This window comes from Streptomyces sp. ITFR-16 (assembly GCF_031844705.1).
Taxonomy (GTDB): Bacteria; Actinomycetota; Actinomycetes; order Streptomycetales; family Streptomycetaceae; genus Streptomyces.
This window is the reverse complement of the sequence record NZ_CP134609.1, coordinates 2,762,611-2,781,120: the sequence shown is the minus strand read 5'-3', so window position 1 is coordinate 2,781,120 and position 18,510 is coordinate 2,762,611. Positions and strand designations below refer to the sequence as shown.

At 72.6% G+C, this 18,510-nt stretch carries 15 protein-coding genes and 1 pseudogene; 6 read left to right on the top strand and 10 right to left on the bottom strand.

What is annotated here, in order from left to right:
• Nucleotides 1–63 precede the first annotated feature (63 nt).
• Complete coding sequence (locus RLT58_RS12220; RefSeq protein ID WP_311310423.1) at nt 64–1,617, top strand: alpha/beta hydrolase; 1,554 nt, start codon at nt 64–66, stop codon at nt 1,615–1,617.
• Between the two features lie 199 nt (nt 1,618–1,816).
• Nucleotides 1,817–3,193: an alpha-amylase gene (locus RLT58_RS12215; protein ID WP_311310422.1), complete on the top strand. Its 1,377-nt coding sequence runs from the start codon at nt 1,817–1,819 to the stop codon at nt 3,191–3,193.
• 63 nt (nt 3,194–3,256) lie between these two features.
• On the opposite strand, the gene RLT58_RS12210 is transcribed toward RLT58_RS12215, so the two are convergent.
• Entirely contained in the window at nt 3,257–4,186 is a 930-nt protein-coding gene (locus RLT58_RS12210) for an SDR family oxidoreductase (RefSeq protein WP_311310421.1), read from the bottom strand.
• 121 nt (nt 4,187–4,307) lie between these two features.
• Between RLT58_RS12210 and RLT58_RS12205 the strand changes: the two genes are divergently transcribed.
• A complete protein-coding gene (locus tag RLT58_RS12205) occupies nt 4,308–4,874 on the top strand; it encodes a TetR/AcrR family transcriptional regulator (protein WP_311310420.1) in 567 nt (188 codons plus the stop codon).
• Between the two features lie 133 nt (nt 4,875–5,007).
• On the opposite strand, the gene RLT58_RS12200 is transcribed toward RLT58_RS12205, so the two are convergent.
• Nucleotides 5,008–6,822 carry a pectate lyase-like domain-containing protein gene (locus RLT58_RS12200; protein WP_311310419.1) on the bottom strand — a complete coding sequence of 605 codons (1,815 nt, stop codon included), beginning with the start codon at nt 6,820–6,822 and terminating at the stop codon, nt 5,008–5,010.
• A 320-nt stretch (nt 6,823–7,142) separates the two neighbouring features.
• On the opposite strand from RLT58_RS12200, the gene RLT58_RS12195 reads away from it, so the two are divergent.
• Nucleotides 7,143–7,829, top strand: coding sequence for a class I SAM-dependent DNA methyltransferase (locus RLT58_RS12195; RefSeq protein ID WP_311310418.1), 687 nt, complete (start codon nt 7,143–7,145; stop codon nt 7,827–7,829).
• Here the strand turns inward: RLT58_RS12195 and RLT58_RS12190 are convergent.
• The 3 genes from RLT58_RS12190 to RLT58_RS12180 form a co-directional block, all read right to left on the bottom strand.
• Complete coding sequence (locus tag RLT58_RS12190; protein ID WP_311310417.1) at nt 7,783–8,640, bottom strand: class I SAM-dependent methyltransferase; 858 nt, start codon at nt 8,638–8,640, stop codon at nt 7,783–7,785. The two genes, RLT58_RS12195 and RLT58_RS12190, sit on opposite strands and share 47 nt — an antisense overlap.
• Nucleotides 8,641–8,780: 140 nt before the next feature.
• Entirely contained in the window at nt 8,781–9,341 is a 561-nt protein-coding gene (locus RLT58_RS12185) for a TetR/AcrR family transcriptional regulator (protein ID WP_311310416.1), read from the bottom strand.
• 14 nt (nt 9,342–9,355) lie between these two features.
• Entirely contained in the window at nt 9,356–9,934 is a 579-nt protein-coding gene (locus RLT58_RS12180) for a sugar O-acetyltransferase (RefSeq protein ID WP_311310415.1), read from the bottom strand.
• A gap of 93 nt (nt 9,935–10,027) precedes the next feature.
• Between RLT58_RS12180 and RLT58_RS12175 the strand changes: the two genes are divergently transcribed.
• Nucleotides 10,028–11,236 (top strand): MFS transporter, encoded by a 1,209-nt coding sequence (locus tag RLT58_RS12175; protein ID WP_311310414.1) that lies wholly within the window; start codon nt 10,028–10,030, stop codon nt 11,234–11,236.
• Here the strand turns inward: RLT58_RS12175 and thrS are convergent.
• From thrS to RLT58_RS12160, 3 genes and pseudogenes are all read right to left on the bottom strand, one after another.
• Nucleotides 11,233–12,471: pseudogene (gene thrS / locus RLT58_RS12170) on the bottom strand (threonine--tRNA ligase); the annotation flags it as partial. The gene RLT58_RS12175 and the pseudogene thrS sit on opposite strands and share 4 nt — an antisense overlap.
• A gap of 207 nt (nt 12,472–12,678) precedes the next feature.
• Nucleotides 12,679–13,401, bottom strand: coding sequence for a class F sortase (locus RLT58_RS12165; protein ID WP_311310413.1), 723 nt, complete (start codon nt 13,399–13,401; stop codon nt 12,679–12,681).
• Between the two features lie 150 nt (nt 13,402–13,551).
• A complete protein-coding gene (locus RLT58_RS12160) occupies nt 13,552–14,199 on the bottom strand; it encodes a hypothetical protein (protein WP_311310412.1) in 648 nt (215 codons plus the stop codon).
• 385 nt (nt 14,200–14,584) lie between these two features.
• Between RLT58_RS12160 and RLT58_RS12155 the strand changes: the two genes are divergently transcribed.
• A complete protein-coding gene (locus tag RLT58_RS12155; RefSeq protein WP_311310411.1) occupies nt 14,585–16,606 on the top strand; it encodes a GTP-binding protein in 2,022 nt (673 codons plus the stop codon).
• A gap of 33 nt (nt 16,607–16,639) precedes the next feature.
• On the opposite strand, the gene RLT58_RS12150 is transcribed toward RLT58_RS12155, so the two are convergent.
• Complete coding sequence (locus RLT58_RS12150) at nt 16,640–17,491, bottom strand: transglutaminase-like and tetratricopeptide repeat-containing protein (protein ID WP_311310410.1); 852 nt, start codon at nt 17,489–17,491, stop codon at nt 16,640–16,642.
• A gap of 2 nt (nt 17,492–17,493) precedes the next feature.
• Nucleotides 17,494–18,492 (bottom strand): GNAT family N-acetyltransferase, encoded by a 999-nt coding sequence (locus RLT58_RS12145; protein WP_311310409.1) that lies wholly within the window; start codon nt 18,490–18,492, stop codon nt 17,494–17,496.
• Nucleotides 18,493–18,510: the final 18 nt, after the last annotated feature.

Here is an 18,510-nt window from a genome sequence, read left to right as displayed (position 1 = left end):
GCCGGCACACATAAGGCGCGGCGCCCGGTGCGGGCGTCCAGGGGTGGGAGCGCGAGGAAGCCGATGAGTGACGTACATCCGATACGAGGCCGCAGACCGGGTCTCGCGGTCGCGGCGTACATCGTCGCCGGGGTCCTCCTTGCCGCGGCCGGGGCGGTCGGCGCCTGGCTCCAGCGGGACGCTCCCGGCCGGAGCCCGGAGCCGCGTACGGAGTTCACCGCGAACAACCCGCCCGCAGCTCTGCCCACCGCGCTCACCACCGGCCAGCACCTCCACTGGTCCCGCTGCACCGCGCCGCCCACCGCGCGCACGGGCTACGACTGCGCCGCCATGAAGGTCCCCCTCGACTACCGGAAGCCGGACGGCAAGACGATCGACGTCGCCCTGATCCGCCGCAAGGCCACCGGCCCGAACTCCCGGCGCATCGGCTCGCTCGTCCTCAACTTCGGCGGCCCCGGCGTGTCCGGCGTGATCGGACTGCCCGAATTCCTCGGCCAGTACAAGCCGCTTCTCGACCGCTACGACCTGGTCTCCTTCGATCCGCGCGGCGTCGGCGCGACCATCCCCGTGCGCTGCGGGAAGACCGAGGACGACCCCGGCTACGACGGGGCCGACGCCTGCGGCAAGTACTCCGGGGCGCTCCTGCCGTACATCGGCACCTCGCACACCGCGCGCGACCTGGAGCTGATGCGCTACCTCCTCGGCGACGAGCGGCTGCACTACTTCGGCGTCTCGTACGGGACGGCGCTCGGTGCGGCCTACGCCCACCTGTACCCGTCACACGTCGGGCGGCTCGTCCTCGAGGCATCCGTCGATCCGACCGAGGATCACGACGAGGAGAAGGTGTCGCAGGTCAAGGCGGTCCAGGCGGCGTTCGACCGGTTCGCCGCGCACTGCGCGGCCCATGTCCGCCGCTGCCCGACCGGCGACGGCCCCGAGGAGGCCGCGCGGCGCATGGCGCGCCTGGCCGACCGCCTGGAGAAGAAGCCCGCCCCGGCCGGCGGCGGAAGGAAGCTCGACGCCCGCGACCTCGCGTACGCCGTCAGCGACCATCTCGACCTCGGCACGGACGGCTGGCCGCCCCTCGCCAAGGCCCTCACCGCGCTGATCGACCACAACGACGGCCGTCCGCTGAGCAAGGGCGCGGACGACAACGGCTCCGCCGACCGCTCGGCGGCCCCGCGCGCCGGCAGCCGCGCCGCCCTGGTCGCGATCAACTGCGCGGACTCCAGCCTGCGCCCCGACTTCGAACGCCTCGACAGGGACGAGGCCCGCATCAGGGCGGCCTCACCCGTCTTCGGCGAGGCCTGGTCCAACGGCGTCTACCTCTGCTACGACTGGCCGTTCGACGGCGAGCGCGCCACGCCCCAGGTGAACGCCGACGGCGCGGACCCCGTCCTGGTGGTCGGCGGCACCGGCGACCCGGTCACCCCCTACGCCGGCGCCCGCCACATGGCCCGCGCCCTGGGCGACGGCGTCGGCGTGCTCCTGACGGCCGAGGAGGAGGGCCACGGCACCTACCCGCAGAACCGCTGTGTCACCAAGGCGGTCGAACGGTACCTCCGCACGGGCCGGACCCCGGCCCCGGGGACGGTGTGCCGGGGCACCATGTCCTGAGGCCCGTACGGATTCGCGTCTCCCCAACACCCCTTCCCTGCAAGTGATTTCAGAAACATGCTGGAAATCCTTGCGTGATCTCTTGACGTGTTCATCACTGGAGCGGCAGGCTCCGAACTCCCCCCGCGGTGGCCAGGCGCGTGGCTGCCCCCGACGGGTACGGACCCCATTCCCGTACCCGCGAACGAAGGAGCCGCAATTGAGTTCCCGCGCCGCCCGTGCCGCTCTGGCGGGCCTGCTCGCCGCCGCCGGCCTCACCGCCCTCGCCCCCTGGCCCTCCCAGGCGACCCCGCCCGGTGAGAAGACCGTCACCGCCACCCTGTTCGAGTGGAAGTACGACGCGGTGGCCCGGGCCTGTACGGACTCCCTGGGCCCGGCCGGCTACGGCTATGTCGAGGTCTCGCCCGCCTCCGAGCACATCCAGGGCGACCAGTGGTGGACGTCGTACCAGCCGGTCAGCTACCGGATCGCCGGGCGTCTCGGCGACCGCGACGCCTTCGCCTCGATGGTGGAGAGCTGCCACGCGGCCGGAGTGAAGGTCGTCGCCGACGCCGTCATCAACCACATGTCGTCCGGCTCGGGCACCGGGACGGGCGGCACGCAGTACACGAAGTACGACTACCCCGGGTACTTCCAGGACCAGGACTTCCACACCTGCCGCAAGGACATCAGCAACTACGGCGACCGCGACGACGTCCAGAACTGCGAACTGGTCGGGCTGGCCGACCTGGACACCGGCAGTGACGCCGTCCGTGCGACGATCGCCGCCTACCTGTCCGACCTGCGCACCCTGGGCGTCGACGGCTTCCGCATCGACGCCGCCAAGCACATGGCCGCCGACGACATCGCGGCGATCAAGGGCAAGATGGCCGACCCGGGCTTCTGGGTCACCGAGGTCATCCACGGGGACGGCGAGGCGGTCCAGCCCGACGAGTACACGGGCGTGGGCGATGTGGACGAGTTCCGCTACGGCGGCCACCTCAAGAGCGCGTTCCAGGGCGGCGACATCACCGGACTGAAGAGCGTCGCCGACGGCAAGCTGGCGAGCGGCAGCGCCCGTACGTTCGTCGACAACTGGGACACCGAGCGCAACGGTTCCACGCTCACGTACAAGGACGGTGCGGCCTACACCCTGGCCAACGTCTTCATGCTGGCCTCGCCCTACGGATCGCCGAACGTCTTCTCCGGCTACGCGTGGTCGGACAAGGACGCGGGCCCGCCCAACGGCGGCGCGGCGGCCTGCGGCAGCGACGGCTGGACCTGCACCCACGCGCAGACGGCGATCACCGGCATGGTCGGCTTCCACAACGCGACCGAGGGCGCCGAGCTCACGGACTGGTGGGACAACGGCTCGTCCGCCCTCGCCTTCGGCCGGGGCGACAAGGGCTTCGTGGCGGTCAACAACGGCGACGGCGAACTGACCGAGACGTTCACGACGTCGCTTCCGGCGGGCACGTACTGCAATGTGGCGCAGGCGTCCCCGGACGCCTGCGACGGCAACATCGTCCGGGTCGGTGACGACGGCACCCTGACGGCGACCGTCCCGGCGAAGGGCGCGCTGGCCCTGCACGGCTGAACCGGCACCCCCGCCCCGGCCGTCCGCGCCTCCACCGGGGACGCGGACGGCCGGGGTGCGCGGTCACTCGGCCGGGGCGGCGAAGTAGTGGCCCTTGCCGAGGTCGTCGAGGAGCCCGGGGTGGGCCGGCTCCCAGCCGAGCGACTCTCGGGTCAGCGCGCTGGAGGCCGGGCTGTCCAGCCCCACCGGCCCGCCCAGCCAGCCGAAGTGCTCCGCCGCGTCCTCCGGGGGGACGGAGACCGCGGGAAGGCCGAGGTGGCGCCCGAAGACCTCGGCGACCTCGCGGAGCGGGACGCCCTCCTCGGCCACCGCGTGCAGCGTCGAGCCTGCGGGGGCGTGCTCCAGGGCGAGCCGGAACAGGCGGGCGACGTCGGCGCGGTGGGTGGCCGGCCAGCGGTTGGCTCCGTCGCCCACGTAACCGGCCGCGCCCTTGTCGCGGGCGACGGCGACCAGGGTCGCCATGAAGCCCTTGTCCCCGTCGCCGTGCACGGTCGGGGGCAGCCGGACGACGGACGAACGGATGCCGCGGCCGGCGAGGGCGACCGTCAGCTGGGCGTTGGCCAGCCGTGCCCCCGCCCCCTCGAACGGCGCCTCCCCGTCGCTCGCCTGCCCGTCCTCCTCGGTCGCCACCCGGCCCGGGGCGAGCCCGAGGACGCCGGACGCGATGAGGAACGGCTTGCCGGAGCCGGCGAGCGCCTCGCCGAAGGCCTCGATGGCGGCGCGGTCCGCGGTGGCGGCGCCCTGGAAGTCGCCGGTGAAGGCGATGTCGTGCTTGAACGCGAGGTGGATCACGCCGTCCGCCTCGGCGGCCGCGTCCCGCAGTACGCCGAGGTCGTCGATGGTCCCGCGCCTCACCTCGGCCCCCGCCGAGGTGAGGGCGTCGGCCGAGGCGTCCGAGCGGGCGAGCCCGATGACCTGGTGGCCCGCGTCGAGGAGCTCGGGCACGACGGCGGAGCCGATCCAGCCGGACGCTCCGGTGATGAACACACGCATGGGAAACCTCCTGAGGGGGACGACCGCCCGCGCGCCGGTCGGGGCTGCGGACCGTCTATGTCAGCGACTGTCATCAGCCTACCTCTGATGTCATGCACTGTCATCACATAGAATCGCCGGTATGAGTCGATGGGAGCCGAACGCGCGGGGCCGGCTGGAGCAGGCCGCGATGGAGCTCTTCGGCGAGCGCGGGTACGAGCAGACGACCGTGACCGAGATCGCCCGGCGGGCGGGGCTCACCGAGCGCACGTTCTTCCGGCACTACGCCGACAAGCGCGAGGTGCTGTTCGGGGGATCGGCCGCGCTCCAGGACCTCCTGGTCGGCACGCTCGCCGCCGCCCCCGCGTCCGCGCCCCCGATCGACGCGGTGGCCGGGGCGCTCGACGCCGTCGCGGCGGTGTTCGAAGAGCGCCGCGACCACTCCCTGCGGCGCCAGAAGATCATTTCCGCCACCGCGGAGCTGCGCGAGCGCGAGCTGGTCAAGCTCGCCACGCTGGCCGCCGCGCTCGCTGAGACCCTGCGCGGACGCGGCGTCGGGGAACCGGCCGCGAGCCTGGCGGGCGAGGCGGGGATCGCCGTCTTCAAGGTCGCGTTCGAGCGCTGGATCGACGGCGACGGCTCGCAGGGCATGAGCGCGTACATGCGCGAGGCGCTCGACGGCCTCAAGGACGTGACGGCGGGCCGCTAGGGCCTGTCTTCGAACTCCCCTCTGCCGGGCGACTAGGGGAGTTCGAAGACAGGCCCTGGGTCCGGTCACCGGCACGGCAGTGCGCCCCGCCGTCCGGGACGGCGGGGCGCACTGCTCGTTCATCCGGGTGCTGCTACGGGAACGACACCACCTGCGACGGGATGGTGTCCGTCCCCGAGGTGGGCGAACCCGTGTCGTTGATGACGTGTTCGTACTGGCCCTGGCCGCCGAGGGAGACGACGAGCAGGTCGTGGAACTTCACGCCGGGCTTCACCGGTGCCTCGAAGCCGTGGTCCTGACGGATCGTCGGGTCGACGTTGAAGTAGCAGTAGCTGCCCAGCCCCCAGCCCTCGTGGGTGGTGACGGAGTCGTCGACCTTGTAGGCCGCGAACCCCTTGATGTCGCCGTTCTGGACGGCGGCCTGGTTGGGCGCGTCGTACGCCTTCTCGTTCTGGAAGAAGATCGTCTTGCCGTTCTCCCCGGACCAGCGGACGTCGTACTTGTTGAAGTGTTCGACGAACAGCCCGGTCGCCAGCACGTTGTCGCCGTTGACCTGGAGGCCGTAGTCGGACCGGTTGGTCTCCCAGCCGATCCCCTCGCCGTGGTCCGCGCGCCACAGCCAGGTGTGGTCGATGATGGTGTCGTTGCTGTTGATCACCATGCCGGTGGTGGCCTTGCCGGCCCCGGCGCCGCCGACCCGGACGAAGACGTCCTGGAGCGACGTCGGGTTGTCCGCGTGGCTCGCGGAGGCGCCCTCCGGGCCGACCTCGATCAGCGACTCGGAGTTGGTGGTGCCGGCGTCGACGAGCAGACCGGCGAGCTTCACCCCGTCGACGTCACCGACCTTGATGGCGGTGACCCCGTTGTCCGGGATGATCGTCGCGAGACCCAGACCCAGCGCCACGGTGTCCGCGCGGTCGATGTTGATGGTCTGGTCCACGTGGTAGACACCGGGCGTGAACAGCAGGTGCAGGCCCTGCTGCACCGCGGCGTTGATCGTCTCCGCGGTCGCGCCGGGCTTCACCACGTAGAACTGGTCCAGCGGGATGGACTCCCCCTGCGGGGTGCCGTTGCCCCAGGAAGTGCCCCGCGCGTTGGTGCGCTTGGCGGGGACGAACACCTTGTAGTCGTCGCCGTCCAGGTAGAGGAACGGCTTCTCCCGGGAGACCGGGGTGTTCTCCAGCGTGGTGTACGGCGGCTCGGGGAAGCTCTGCGCGGGTGCGCCCTCGACACCGGAGAACGTCATGTTCCAGACGCCGTTGCCCCAGCTGCCGACCGAGCTGTCACGGGTGTACCACTGCTGCTGCGAGTACGGCCCGACCTGGCCGTCGATCTTGCTGTCGGCGATGTACCCGCCGCTGGCCCAGCCGTAGCCGTCGGGGGCGAGGTTGAGCCCGCCCTTGACGTGCATCCGGCGGAACGGGGCGGCCTGCGAGACGGCCCAGCGGTCGGTGCCGCTCACCGGGTTGAGCGCCAGGTTCTCCGCCGAACGCCAGAAGTTCTGCGTGGCGTTCCCGTTGAACCAGCCCGCGTCCACGGTCACATCACCGTTGAACGTGGTGTCGTCCGGGTTCAGCCCGAGCCCGGCGATCGAGGTGTAGAAACCGATCTGGGCGTTGATGTTGTCGTACGTGCCCGGCTTGAACATCAGCGCGTAGCGGCCGTTGCCGAACTGCGCCGACTCCTGCTGCTTGAACACCTCGTCGACCTTGCCCTGGATGTCGGGCGTCGAGGGGTCGAAGACCAGCACGTTCGGGCCGAGGTCGCCGCCGCCCTCGATGGCCTGCGCGTCCTCGCCGAAGGCGGTCTGCGCGGTGGGGACGGCCATGAGGAGCGAGACCGCGAGCGCGGCGAACCCGAACGAGCGGCTGCGGCGACGGCGGCGTGCGGCGGGGGCGGGGGACCCCGTGGGGGGAGTCGTGGGGGTTTCCGTGGGGGGAAATGGCATAGACGTACGTCTCCTGAGTCGTGGTACGGGTGACACGACGAACTGGCCCGGAAAGCGCTCTGAGAGCGCTCTCCGACGGGAGTTGATGGTTCCGCCGTTACCCGGGAAACGTCAAGAGGTGTGCATCATGTGCCTCACCCGAACCGCGTGAGCGCAACAATTAACGCCAGGGGAAAGGCAATTGACCCGTTCTGCGCTCAGTTGGAGGGGCCGTTGACTTCAGGAGATGATGTTGGGCGCGGGCCTGCGGCGCGTGGCTCAAACGCTCCACCGGCCGCCGTGCGGACGGGAGTTGCCGCGAGACCGTAGGGTCGGACGCCATGACGGACCACTCCCTTCTGACAGCGACCCGGGCCTACTACGACACCGTGGCCGAGGACTACGCCGGGCGCGTGCGGGAGCTGTTCGACCGGGACGTGTGGGGGCGCGCGATGCTCGGCGGCTTCGCGGAGGAGGTGCGCGCCGACGGCGGACTCCCGGTCGTGGACCTCGGCTGCGGGCCCGGCCATGTGACCGCCCATCTGTCCGGGCTCGGGCTCGACGCCTCCGGCGTGGACCTGTCGCCGCGCATGGTCGGCATCGCCCGGCGCAGCCATCCCGGGCTGCGGTTCGAGGTGGGTGCGATGAGCCGGCTGGAGCTGCCGGACAAGGCGCTCGGGGGCGCGGTCGCCTGGTGGTCGATCATGCACACCCCGCCGGACCGGCTGCCGGAGATGTTCGCCGAGTTCCACCGTGTCCTGGCGCCGGGCGGCAGGCTGCTGCTGGGCTTCCACGCGGGCGACGACCGGCCGTACACCGGCCGCAAGCGCGACGACGGGGTCTCCTACGCCATCCATCTGCTGGCGCCGGACCGCGTCGGCACCCTGCTGGAACAGGCCGGGTTCGCCGTGACCACCCGGATGACGGGCGAGGGCGACACCTGGCCGTGGGCGTGCCTGGCCGCCCGCCGCACCGCCCCCGTCACCGCCCCCGGAGAGGGGCCCGGCGGGGCTTGCGCCAGATCCTGATCGCGCTCGCCTGGAGGCGCTCGGCGAACCGGCCGTTCGGCGAGGCCGCCGCGAGCGCCTCGCGTACCTCCCGCTCGAAGGCGGCCGCCTTGTCGGCGAACAGGTGCGGGGCCGAGTCCGAGCGGGAGAAGACCCAGGCCACGAGGTCGTCGGCGGTGCGGACGACCACCTCTCCGGCGGGTACGACATAGCGCTCGGGGCCCTCGAAGCCGGCCGGTCCGAGCACCAGCTCCTCGCGGCCGGGCGTGCCGTGTTCCAGCACGCCCTGCCCAGCCCGGCGCACCGGGCCCAGGTGCGCGCGCACCAGCTCCGCGAGCCGTTCGTACGGGGGAGCGGGCAGGGGCAGCGGCCTCGGGTCGGGCGGCGGGTCCTTCCGGTCGCTCAGCAGCACGAACGCGCCGCCCGGCGCCAGCATGTCCCGCACGGCCGCCGCGACCCGCTCGCGGTCGGTCCAGTGGAACGACTGGGCGAACACCACCGCGTCGAACATGCCGAGCCCGGCCGGCAGATCCTCGGCCCGGCCGTGCACCCAGCGCACGTTGCGTATCCCCAGCGCCCCCGCACGCCGGCCGGCCTCGGCGAGCATGTCCGCGTCCGGGTCGAGCCCGACCACCTCGCTGACGTGCCACGCCATGTCCAGCGCCACCGTGCCCGGTCCGCAGCCGGCGTCGAGCAGCCGGCCGGCGCCGCCCGGTCCGAGCACGGCGGCCAGCACCTCGGCGTACCCCGGCGCGTAGGGGAGCCGGCCGCGTGTGTAGTGGGGCGCACTGCCCCGGAACAGCGTGCTGTCCCACTGCCATCCCTCGGGCATTGCCGACTCCGTTCCGTCCGCCGGGTGAGCAAGCGAATCATAGGAGTGTTCCGGCAGGTGGGGGGTCCTGGCCGGCACCTTGGTCAGGTGGGGTGCCGGCCAGGGGATCCGAGGGGGCGACGGAGGGGGTGAGGCAGGGGTCAGAGGGACCCCGGTCCGTGGCCCCGGGTGATACGGGCGATGGCCTCGACGGTCAGCGCACGGTCGTGCGGCTCGGTCTCCAGCGCGCGATGGATCGACAGGCCCTCGATCAGCGCGTCCAGCTGACGGGCCGTCGCCGGGTCGAAGTGCCACTCCAGCGCGCGCCGGCTGCGGCGCATCCACTCCCTCGTCAGCTCGCGGTAGGCGGGCTTGCGGGCCGCGAGGGTGTACAGCTCGTGGGTGAGGACCAGTTCGCGCTGGTTGCCGCTGGACAGATGGTGGACCAGGTCAGCCACCGCCTCCCGGGCCTCCTCCGGTGTGTGCGCGGCGCCGAGGCGCTCCTCGAAGACGGCGACGATGCCGCTGGAGAAACGGGTGAACGCCTCCCGCAGCAGCTCGTCCATCCCGCCGAAGTGGTACGTCATCGAGCCCAGCGGCACCCCGGCGCGCGCGGCGACCTTGCGGTGCGAGGTCCCGGCGACCCCCTCCTGTGCGATCAGGTCGAGCGCGGCGGTGATGATGCGCTCCCGCCGCTCGGGGTCGTTCTGTCCGGTCGCCACGCTGAGTCCCTCGTCTAGATCGAACGGATCACCCGGGCCGGATTGCCCACGGCGACCACATTGGCGGGGACGTCCTTGGTGACGACGGCTCCCGCGCCGATGACGCTGTTGTCCCCGATGGTCACCCCGGCCAGCACGATCGCCCCGCCGCCGAGCCAGACATTGTCGCCGATCGTGATCGGACGCGCCGCCTCCAGCTTGTCCCGGCGCGGCTCCGGCTCGACCGGATGGGTCGGCGTGAGCAGCTGCACGTTGGGGCCGATCTGGCAGTCGCGGCCGATCGTGATGGGCGCGACGTCCAGCGCGGTGAGGTTGTAGTTGATGAACGTGTCCTCGCCGACCGTGAGGTACGTGCCGTAGTCGACGTACAGCGGCGGCCGGATGTGCGCGCCCGCGCCGACTCCGCCGAGCAGCTCGGCGACGACGGGCTGCGCCGCGTCGGGGTCCTCGGTGTAGGCCGCCAGATAGCGTGCGGCCAGCCGCACGGCCCGCCGCTGGGCCTCCACGATGTCCGGGTCGTCGGCGATGTAGAGGTCCCCGGCGAGCATCCGCTCATGATTCGTACGCGGGTCTCCCGCGAAGTGATCCGTCATGGGTACGATCGTACACTCAAGGGCGTACGATCGTACGCTCCTGCTGGAATCCCCCTGCCGGACCCCCCTTCTGGACTGCCGAGGCCCGCTGTCATGGATGCCGCCACACGCCGCCGGCGTGCCGCCCTGTTCCTCTTCATGCTCGCCGCCGGCGCCGGCATGGCCTCGTGGGTGGCGCGCACCCCGGCCGTCAGGGACGGACTGGACGTGTCGACCGGCGCGATGGGGCTGGTGCTCTTCGGGCTCTCCACCGGTTCGATGGCCGGCGTCACGGCCTCCGGCCCGCTCGTACGCCGCTACGGGGGCCGGACCGCGATCACCGTCGGCGCGGGGCTGATCACGGCCGGGCTGCTGGTGGTCGCGGCGGGCACCGGCCTGGCGCTGGCCGGCGGGGTCTTCTGCGGACTGGCCCTGTTCGGCGGCGGGATGGGGCTGTCCGAGGTGGCGTTCAACATCGAGGGCGCGGACGTCGAGCGGGTCATCGGCCGGCCCGTCCTGCCGGTGCTGCACGGCTGCTTCAGCCTGGGCACCGTCGTCGGGGCGCTGCTGGGCATGGCGCTGACGGCGGCCGCGTTCCCGGTCGGATGGCATCTGACGGTCGTCGCGGTGCTCGTCGCCGTCGCCGGGGCCGCCGCCGTCCGCGCCATCCCGCACGGCACGGGCAAGGAGGAGGGAGCGCGGACCCCCGGAGCGGGCGGTCTGCGCGGGCAGCTGACGGTGTGGCGGGACCGGCGCCTCGTCCTCATCGGGGTGATCGTGCTGGCCATGGCCTTCGCGGAGGGCGCCGCCAACGACTGGCTGCCGCTGCTGATGGTGGACGGCTACGAGGTGAGCGCCACCGCGGGTTCGCTGACCTTCCTGGTCTTCGCCTCCTCGATGACGCTCGGCCGCTTCGCCGGCGGCCCGGTCCTGGAGCGCTTCGGCCGGGTCAGGACCGTCCGGGCCAGCGCGGTCGTCGCCGCGCTGGGCCTGGCGGTGGTGGTCGTCGCGCCGAGCCCGGCGATGGCGGGCGCCGCCACGGTGCTCTGGGGCCTGGGCGCCTCGCTCGGCTTCCCGGTCACCGTCTCCGTGGCGGGCGACCACCCGCACGACGCGGCCGCCCGGGTCGCCGCGGTCTCCACCGCGGGCTACCTCGCCTTCCTGGTCGGCCCGCCCGCGCTCGGCTTCCTCGCCGACCACATCGGGCTCCGGCTCACGATGACCGTCGTCCTCGGCCTGCTGATCGTCGCCGCGACACTGGCGGGAGCGCTCGGCCCGGCCCCGCGCCACCCCGCGGCGGACCCGGAGCCGGTCACGCCCTAGACCCCCGCGGCCTCCTCCTCCCACAGCGCGGTGCTGTGCGCGGCGACCAGCGCGCCGATCCGGGCCAGGGCCCGTCCGGCCGGCAGCGGGTCCGGGCGGCGGCCGTCGCGCAGACGCAGTGCGACCCGGCCGTCGGCGGCCTCCGCCGCCCCGATGACCGCCTGGTACGGCACCAGCCGGTTGTCCCGGATCCGGGCCCCGAGGCTGCCGCGCTCCCGGCCGCTGACCTCCGCACGCAGCCCGAGCGCGGTGCAGCGCCGGGCGAACGCCTCCGCGTCCTGGTGTTCGGCGTCCGAGACCGGCAGGACCACCAGCTGGAGCGGGGAGAGCCAGGCGGGGAACGCGCCGCCGTGCTGCTCGACGAGGTGCGCGACCGCCCGCTCGACGCTCCCGATGATGCTGCGGTGCACCATGACCGGCCGGTGCTTCGCCCCGTCCGCGCCGATGTAGTGCAGGTCGAACCGCTCGGGCTGGTGGAAGTCGACCTGCACGGTCGACAGGGTCGACTCACGGCCCGCCGCGTCGGCCACCTGCACATCGATCTTCGGCCCGTAGAACGCGGCCTCGCCCTCGGCCGCCTCGTACGGCAGCCCCGACGCCTCCAGCACCTCGGTCAGCAGGGCGGTCGAGCGCTCCCACATCCGCGGCGCGGCCACGTACTTCCCGCCGGGCCCGGGCAGCGAGAGCCGGAAGCGGGCGGGGCGGATGCCGAGCGCCCCGTACGCCTGCCGGATCATGTCGAGCGCGCCCCGCGCCTCCTGCGCGACCTGGTCCAGGGTGCAGAAGATATGGGCGTCGTTCAGCTGGATGGCCCGTACCCGGGTCAGCCCGCCGAGCACCCCGGACAGCTCGGAGCGGTACATCCCGCCCAGCTCGGCCATCCGCAGCGGGAGTTCGCGGTAGCTGTGGGCGCGTGAGCGGTAGATCACCGCGTGGTGCGGACACAGGCTCGGCCGCAGCACCATCTCCTCGCCGCCCAGATCCATCGGCGGGAACATGTCGTCGCTGTAGTGCGACCAGTGGCCCGAGATCTCGTACAGCTCCCGCTTGCCGAGCACCGGCGAGTACACATGGCGGTAGCCCGCCAGCCGCTCGGCCTCGCGGACGTACTCCTCCAGGGTGTGGCGCAGCGCGGCTCCGTCCGGCAGCCAGTAGGGCAGCCCGGCGCCGATCAGCGGGTCGGTGTCGAACAGTTCCAGCTCGCGGCCGAGCCTGCGGTGGTCGTGCATGGGGGTCTCCTCGCGTACGGAGGGCGAGCGACCCCATGCGAAAGCCCCGGGGCACTCGCCCCGGGGCTTTCGGACTGGTCATCAGTCAGCGTGCCGGGACACTCTCCGGCGTCGTCGTGATCATGGCGGCACGCTTCATACGGAAGACGTTAGCAAGAGCCGGTGGGCCCCCGCGCGGGATTTTTCACCGGGTGCGCGGGACCGCGCGGCGGGTCACGCCTTCTTCGCCGAGTCGAAGTGGGCGAAGACGACCACGTTGTCCACGTAGTCCTTGGCCTTCCGGTCGTAGTCGCCGCCACAGGTGATCAGCCGCAGCTGGGCGTCCGGCGTGTCCGCGTAGACCCGCTTGTCGGGGAACTTCGCCTTGCTGAACTTCTCCACGGAGTCGACCTTGAACGTGGCCACCACGCCGTCCGCGCGGGTGATGTCCACCGTCGAGCCCGGCCGCAGGAACCGCAGCTGGAGGAAGACCGCGGGGCCGGTCGTCGTGTCGACGTGCCCCGCCACGATCGAGGCACCGCGCTCACCGGGCGTCGCCCCGTCCTTGAACCAGCCCACCAGGTTCTTGTCGTTCGGGGGCGGGGCGTTCAGCCGGCCCCCCGCCCCGATCGACAGGGGCGTGAACGGCGCGTCCACCGCGATGGCCGGGATGCGCAGCCGCGTCGGTACGGAGCGGGTCAGCGCGGGGGAGGGGCTCGGGGACGACTGCTTCGGTACGACGGCGGCCGGCGAGGAGGCGGCGGGGGCCGATGCGGCGGGGGCGACGGCCGCCGGGGGCGCGGGCGGCTTGTCGTCGGCCTGCGAACCGATGGAGTTGTAGATCAGGAGCATGCCGAGCCCCGCCGCTGCGGCGGGCCAGAGCAGAGCGCGGCCGAGCGTGGCGGAGTCGGGCGCGGTCCGGGAGGAGTCGGGACCGGGAGCCTGCGGGGCGGCCATGGAACGTGCCTTTCATCCGTGCGGGGGCGGTACCAAGGGTGCGGGCCCGGCGGGCGGGACACCCCCGGGGGAAACGAAGGCGCCGCGGCCGCCGTCCGGGAGGGACGGCGACCGCGACAGCGGGGCGACCGGCGTGCGGTGCGGGGCCGGTCAGGCCAGCGCGCCACCCGTCGCCTGGCGGCGGCGCAGCTTGTACGCGCCGACACCGACACCACCGAGGAGCAGCAGCGAACCGGCCGCCAGACCGCTGCCGGTCATGGCCATCGCGCCGCCACCGGTGTGCATGCCACCGCTGGGCTTGTCCTTCTTCCAGCCCTCGTCCTCGGACTTGGACGACGAGTCCGTCTTGCCGGCCTCGTCGCTGCCCGGCTGCCACTCCTTGGACACCGACTGGGACAGCGCGCCGCCCCCGGTGTGGACGCCGCCGTTGGGCTTGTCCTCGTCCTTCTTGTACTTGCCGCCCTCGTCGTCCTTGCCGGGCTGCCACTCCTTGGCGACCGTCATCGACAGGGCGCCGCCACCGGTGTGCACACCGCCGTGCGGCTTGTCCTTGTCCTTGTACTTGCCGCCCTCGTCGCCGGGCTGCCACTCGGTGACCGTCTTGGCCAGGGCGCCGCCGCCGGTGTGGACGCCGCCGTTCGGCTTGTCCTTCTTCCAGCCGCCGTCCTCGCTGCTGGAGGACGAGCCGCTGTCGTGCTCCCAGTCGCCGGCCGAGGCCATGGCGTAGGCGGAGGGAGCGGTGATCGTGAGGACCGCCGTGACGGCGGCCGAAGCGAACAGTGTGCGGGCAGAGCGCATCTGAACACATTTCCTTTCGTCGCGGCCGCGAGGAGTGACGGTGTGCCGACTCGAAGGGGCGCGGTCGCTACGTGATCCACCGTCAGCCGGAACGAGGGGGCGCGCCATCGGAGTGCACCGCATTGGAGCTACGCCATGGGCCCATCGAGTGGCGAAGAGCTGATAATCACCCGTTGGACGGCACGGCGCGCCGGGGCGAGGTTTGGACAGCGCCGCATCCCCCGTTTCGCTGACGGTGTCTCACCGCGCTCAAATGCGTTGCGCGGCCCCTCGGAGCGCTGCTGTACTCGCCGTATCAGCCGACAGGACCGGGAGATATCCATGCGCCGATCTCACATGTTCATTCAGACGGGAATTCACCTCACCCCCGAGAACATGGAGTTCTGTGCATACGCTGAATCTCGGCATTCTGGCGCACGTCGACGCCGGTAAGACGAGCCTGACCGAACGACTGCTCCACACCGCCGGAATCGTCGACGAGCTCGGCCGCGTCGACGACGGGAACACCCGGACCGACTCCCTCGCGCTCGAACGGCAGCGCGGCATCACAATCAAGTCCGCGGTCGTCTCCTTCGCCCTCGGCGACGTCACCGTCAATCTGATCGACACCCCCGGCCACCCGGACTTCATCGCCGAGGTGGAACGGGTGCTCGGCGTGCTCGACGGCGCGGTGCTGGTCGTCTCCGCCGTGGAGGGCGTGCAGGCGCAGACCCGGGTCCTGATGCGGACGCTGCAACGGCTGCGCATCCCCACCCTCGTCTTCGTCAACAAGGCCGACCGCTCCGGAGCCCGGTACGGGGAGCTGCTGTGCGACATCGCGGAGAAGCTCACCCCGGCCGCCGTCGCGATGGGCCCCGCCGTCACCGGCCTCGGCACCCGCGAGGCGCGCTTCGAGCCGTACGCCGACGACGACCCCCGGCTCACCGGCCGGCTCGTCGACCTGCTCACCGAGCACGACGACGCCCTGCTGTCCGCGTACGTCGAGGGGGACCGGACGCTCACCCCGGCCCGGCTCCACGCGGCACTCGCCGCCCAGACCGGCCGGGCGCTGGTCCACCCCGTCTACTTCGGCTCGGCCGTCACGGGCGCCGGGACCGACGCCCTGTGCCGGGGCATCAGGGAACTGCTGCCCGCCGCCGGGGGAGACCCGGCCGCCCCGGCCGCCGGCACCGTCTTCAAGGTCGAACGCGGTCCCTCGGGCGAGAAGCTGGCGTACGTCCGGATGTTCTCCGGGACCGTACGGACCCGGGAGCGGCTGCCGTTCGGGCGGTGTGCCGGTGCGGTCACCGAGGGCAGGGTGACCGGCATCAGCGTCTTCGCCGACGGCACGGACACCGCCGCCTCCTCGGTCGGGCCGGGGCGGATCGCGACGCTCCGGGGCCTCGGCGACATCCGCATCGGGGACGCGGTCGGCGACCCCGGCGCGGCGTGGGACGGACACCATTTCGCCCCGCCGACCCTGGAATCCGTCGTGGTTCCCTCGCCGCCCGCGACCAGGGGGGACATGCATGCCGCGCTCACCCGTCTCGCGGAACAGGACCCCCTGATCAATCTGCGCCAGGACGACATCCGCAAGGAGGTCTCCGTATCGCTCTACGGCGAAGTGCAGAAAGAAGTCATTCAGGCGACACTCGCGGACCAGTACGGAATCGACGTCACTTTCGAGGAGACCACGACCATCTGCCTGGAAAGGCCGGCGGGCAGCGGTGCGGCATTCGAAATCATCGACAAGGACGACAATCCGTTCCTCGCGACGGTCGGTCTGCGGGTCGACCCCGCCCCGCCCGGCAGCGGGGTGAGCTACGGCCTGGAGGTGGAGCTCGGCTCCATGCCGTACTCCCTGATGAGAGCCGTCGAGGAGACCGTCTTCGCCACGCTCGCCCAGGGACTGAACGGCTGGCAGGTCACCGACTGCGCGGTCACGATGACGCACTCCGGCTACTGGCCCCGCCAGAGTCACGCGCACGGCACCTTCGACAAGTCCATGTCCAGTACGGCCGGGGACTTCCGGCTGCTGACCCCGCTGGTGCTGATGGACGCGCTGCGACGGGCCGGGACGACGGTGTACGAGCCGATGCACCGGTTCCGGCTGGAGCTTCCGGCGGACACGCTCGGGTCGCTCCTGCCGGTCCTCGCCCACCTCGGCGGCGTCCCGTACGCCCCGTCCCCCGACGGGGCGCACTGCGTGCTCGAAGGCGAGATCCCGGCCGCCCGGGTGCACGACCTGCACCAACGGATCCCGGGGCTGACCCGGGGCGAAGGCGTCCTGGAATCATTCTTCGACTCCCACCGCCCCGTCACCGGGCCCGCCCCGCAGCGCTCCCGCACCGACCACAACCCGCTCGACCGGAAGGAGTACCTGCTGCACACGGTCCGACGCACGGGCCCCGGCGCGGAGCCCGCCTGACCCGCCGCACGGCGGGGGCGGTACCGGCCGCTGTCAGTTCAGCAGCGACCGGGCCGCCCGCGCCCGCCGGCGCACCACCTCGGCAGCGGCCGGCTCGACCTCCTCGACCACCTCCGCGTACTCCTCCATCTCCGCCGCCCCGCGCAGGAAGTCCCCGCTCTGGACCAGCAGCTGGGCGTGCTCGTACCGCAGCGAGGCCGGGTGGGACGGCAGCAGCAGGGACAGCTCCACCGCCCACAGCGCCACGTCCGTGCGCTCCGGGCGGGCCGCCGCCCACGCCCGGATGTTGTTCAGGATCCGCAGCACGATCTCCAGCGGCCGCGCGGGCACCAGCATCGACGGCTCCAGCGCCTCCCCGGTCGCCCCCGTCACCAGCAGCTCCGCGTCCTGCCCCGTCAGCGGGCGGCCGCCGGCGAAGGGATCGGCCAGCACCTGTTCCGCCGGATCCCCGAAACCGACCACGAAATGGCCCGGCAGCGCGACCCCGTACACCGGGGCGCCCGCCCGCCGCGCCACCTCGATCCACACCACCGACAGCAGGATCGGCAGCCCGCGCCGCCGCCGCAGCACCTCGTGCAGCAGCGAGGACTCCAGCCGCTGGTACTCCGCCGACGATCCCTCGAACCCGCACCGCTCCCCGAGCAGTTCGGCCAGCGCCGAGGCCCAGGCGTGGGCGCCGCGCAGCCCGTAGGGCAGCAGTCCCGCGAGCCGGTCCAGCTCGATCTGCGCCACGTCCGTCCCGGCCGTGTCCAGGTCCGGATCGGCCTCGGCGGCCACCAGCAGGCAGAGCAGTGCCAGATCCGGCCGCTCGGACCGCGCCTCCTCGGCGAACCGCCGGCGGGTCTCAGCCCGGCCGGGCCGCTCCCCGTGCTTCCCGGAAGCCATCGCTACGCCGGCCGGAAGTGGTGGTAGCGGTGATGGGGCGCGAACCCCATCCCGTCGTACAGCGCGCGGGCGCCCTCGTTGTCCGCCTCCACCTGGAGCCAGGCCGCCGACGCGCCCTCGTCCGTCGCCTGCCGGGCCAGAGCGGTCATCACGGCGGTCGCGAGCCCGCGCCTGCGGTGCTCGGGGGCCACCTCGACGGCCATGAAACCGGCCCACCGCCCGTCCACCACGCACCGCCCGATCGCGGCGGGCGCCTCGTCCTCCGCGCCCGGCACCGTCGCGAACCACACGGAAGGACCGCCGCCCAGCACCGCTGTCACCTCCGGGCCCGGAGCCCCGACCCGCTGGTAGCGGGAGAGCCACGCCTCGTCCGGGGCGCGGTCCAGCCGCACCCGTGACACCTCCGCCGCCAGATCACCGATCCGCGCCAGTGCGGCGATCCGCACCTCCGCCGTCACCTCGCGCCGCCAGCCGTGCTCCTCCAGCGCCGCGCACAGCTCCTCCTGGGTGCCCTCGGCGCCGGTCGCGGTCTGGATGTATGCGGGCAGTTCCCGCTCCGCGTACCACTGCCGGACCCGCGCGAGCGCGGCGTCGAGCGGCACGCCCGGATCGCCGAGCGGCAGCACGGAGTTGGCGCGCCGGGTGAAACCGCCGGCGGCGCGCAGCAGCCAGCCGCCCAGCGGCTCGCTCTCCACGGGCGGCCAGGCACGCGCGCAGACACGCGCGAGTTCCTCGAAGGAGGCCGCCGGTCCGCGCCTGCGGGCCGGGGCCGAGGGCACCACCTTGCCCGCCGCCAACGAGGACTCGGCGATGCGGACGGACTCGCCGCCACGCGTTGTGACGGAGAGCACACCGTGGTCCCACGATGTGAGAACGCCGACCGTGTCGGTGAATTTCGCCCCTTGCGGGCCGTTCTCGGTCACACGCCGGACTGATACCCGTTTGCCCACGTCAGCCGGTGCAATTCGGACCTCAAGTCGTCCGCCGATGGTGAATTCCACAGCTCTGTCCGCCCCTCC

Bases quoted from the DNA above. Each gene is read 5' to 3' on its own strand.
- RLT58_RS12220 (WP_311310423.1), top strand. From the start codon at position 64: ATGAGTGACGTACATCCGATACGAGGCCGCAGACCGGGTCTCGCGGTC.
- RLT58_RS12210 (WP_311310421.1), bottom strand. From the start codon at position 4,186: ATGCGTGTGTTCATCACCGGAGCGTCCGGCTGGATCGGCTCCGCCGTC.
- RLT58_RS12205 (WP_311310420.1), top strand. From the start codon at position 4,308: ATGAGTCGATGGGAGCCGAACGCGCGGGGCCGGCTGGAGCAGGCCGCG.
- RLT58_RS12200 (WP_311310419.1), bottom strand. From the start codon at position 6,822: ATGCCATTTCCCCCCACGGAAACCCCCACGACTCCCCCCACGGGGTCC.
- RLT58_RS12195 (WP_311310418.1), top strand. From the start codon at position 7,143: ATGACGGACCACTCCCTTCTGACAGCGACCCGGGCCTACTACGACACC.
- RLT58_RS12190 (WP_311310417.1), bottom strand. From the start codon at position 8,640: ATGCCCGAGGGATGGCAGTGGGACAGCACGCTGTTCCGGGGCAGTGCG.
- RLT58_RS12180 (WP_311310415.1), bottom strand. From the start codon at position 9,934: ATGACGGATCACTTCGCGGGAGACCCGCGTACGAATCATGAGCGGATG.
- RLT58_RS12175 (WP_311310414.1), top strand. From the start codon at position 10,028: ATGGATGCCGCCACACGCCGCCGGCGTGCCGCCCTGTTCCTCTTCATG.
- RLT58_RS12165 (WP_311310413.1), bottom strand. From the start codon at position 13,401: ATGGCCGCCCCGCAGGCTCCCGGTCCCGACTCCTCCCGGACCGCGCCC.
- RLT58_RS12160 (WP_311310412.1), bottom strand. From the start codon at position 14,199: ATGCGCTCTGCCCGCACACTGTTCGCTTCGGCCGCCGTCACGGCGGTC.
- RLT58_RS12150 (WP_311310410.1), bottom strand. From the start codon at position 17,491: ATGGCTTCCGGGAAGCACGGGGAGCGGCCCGGCCGGGCTGAGACCCGC.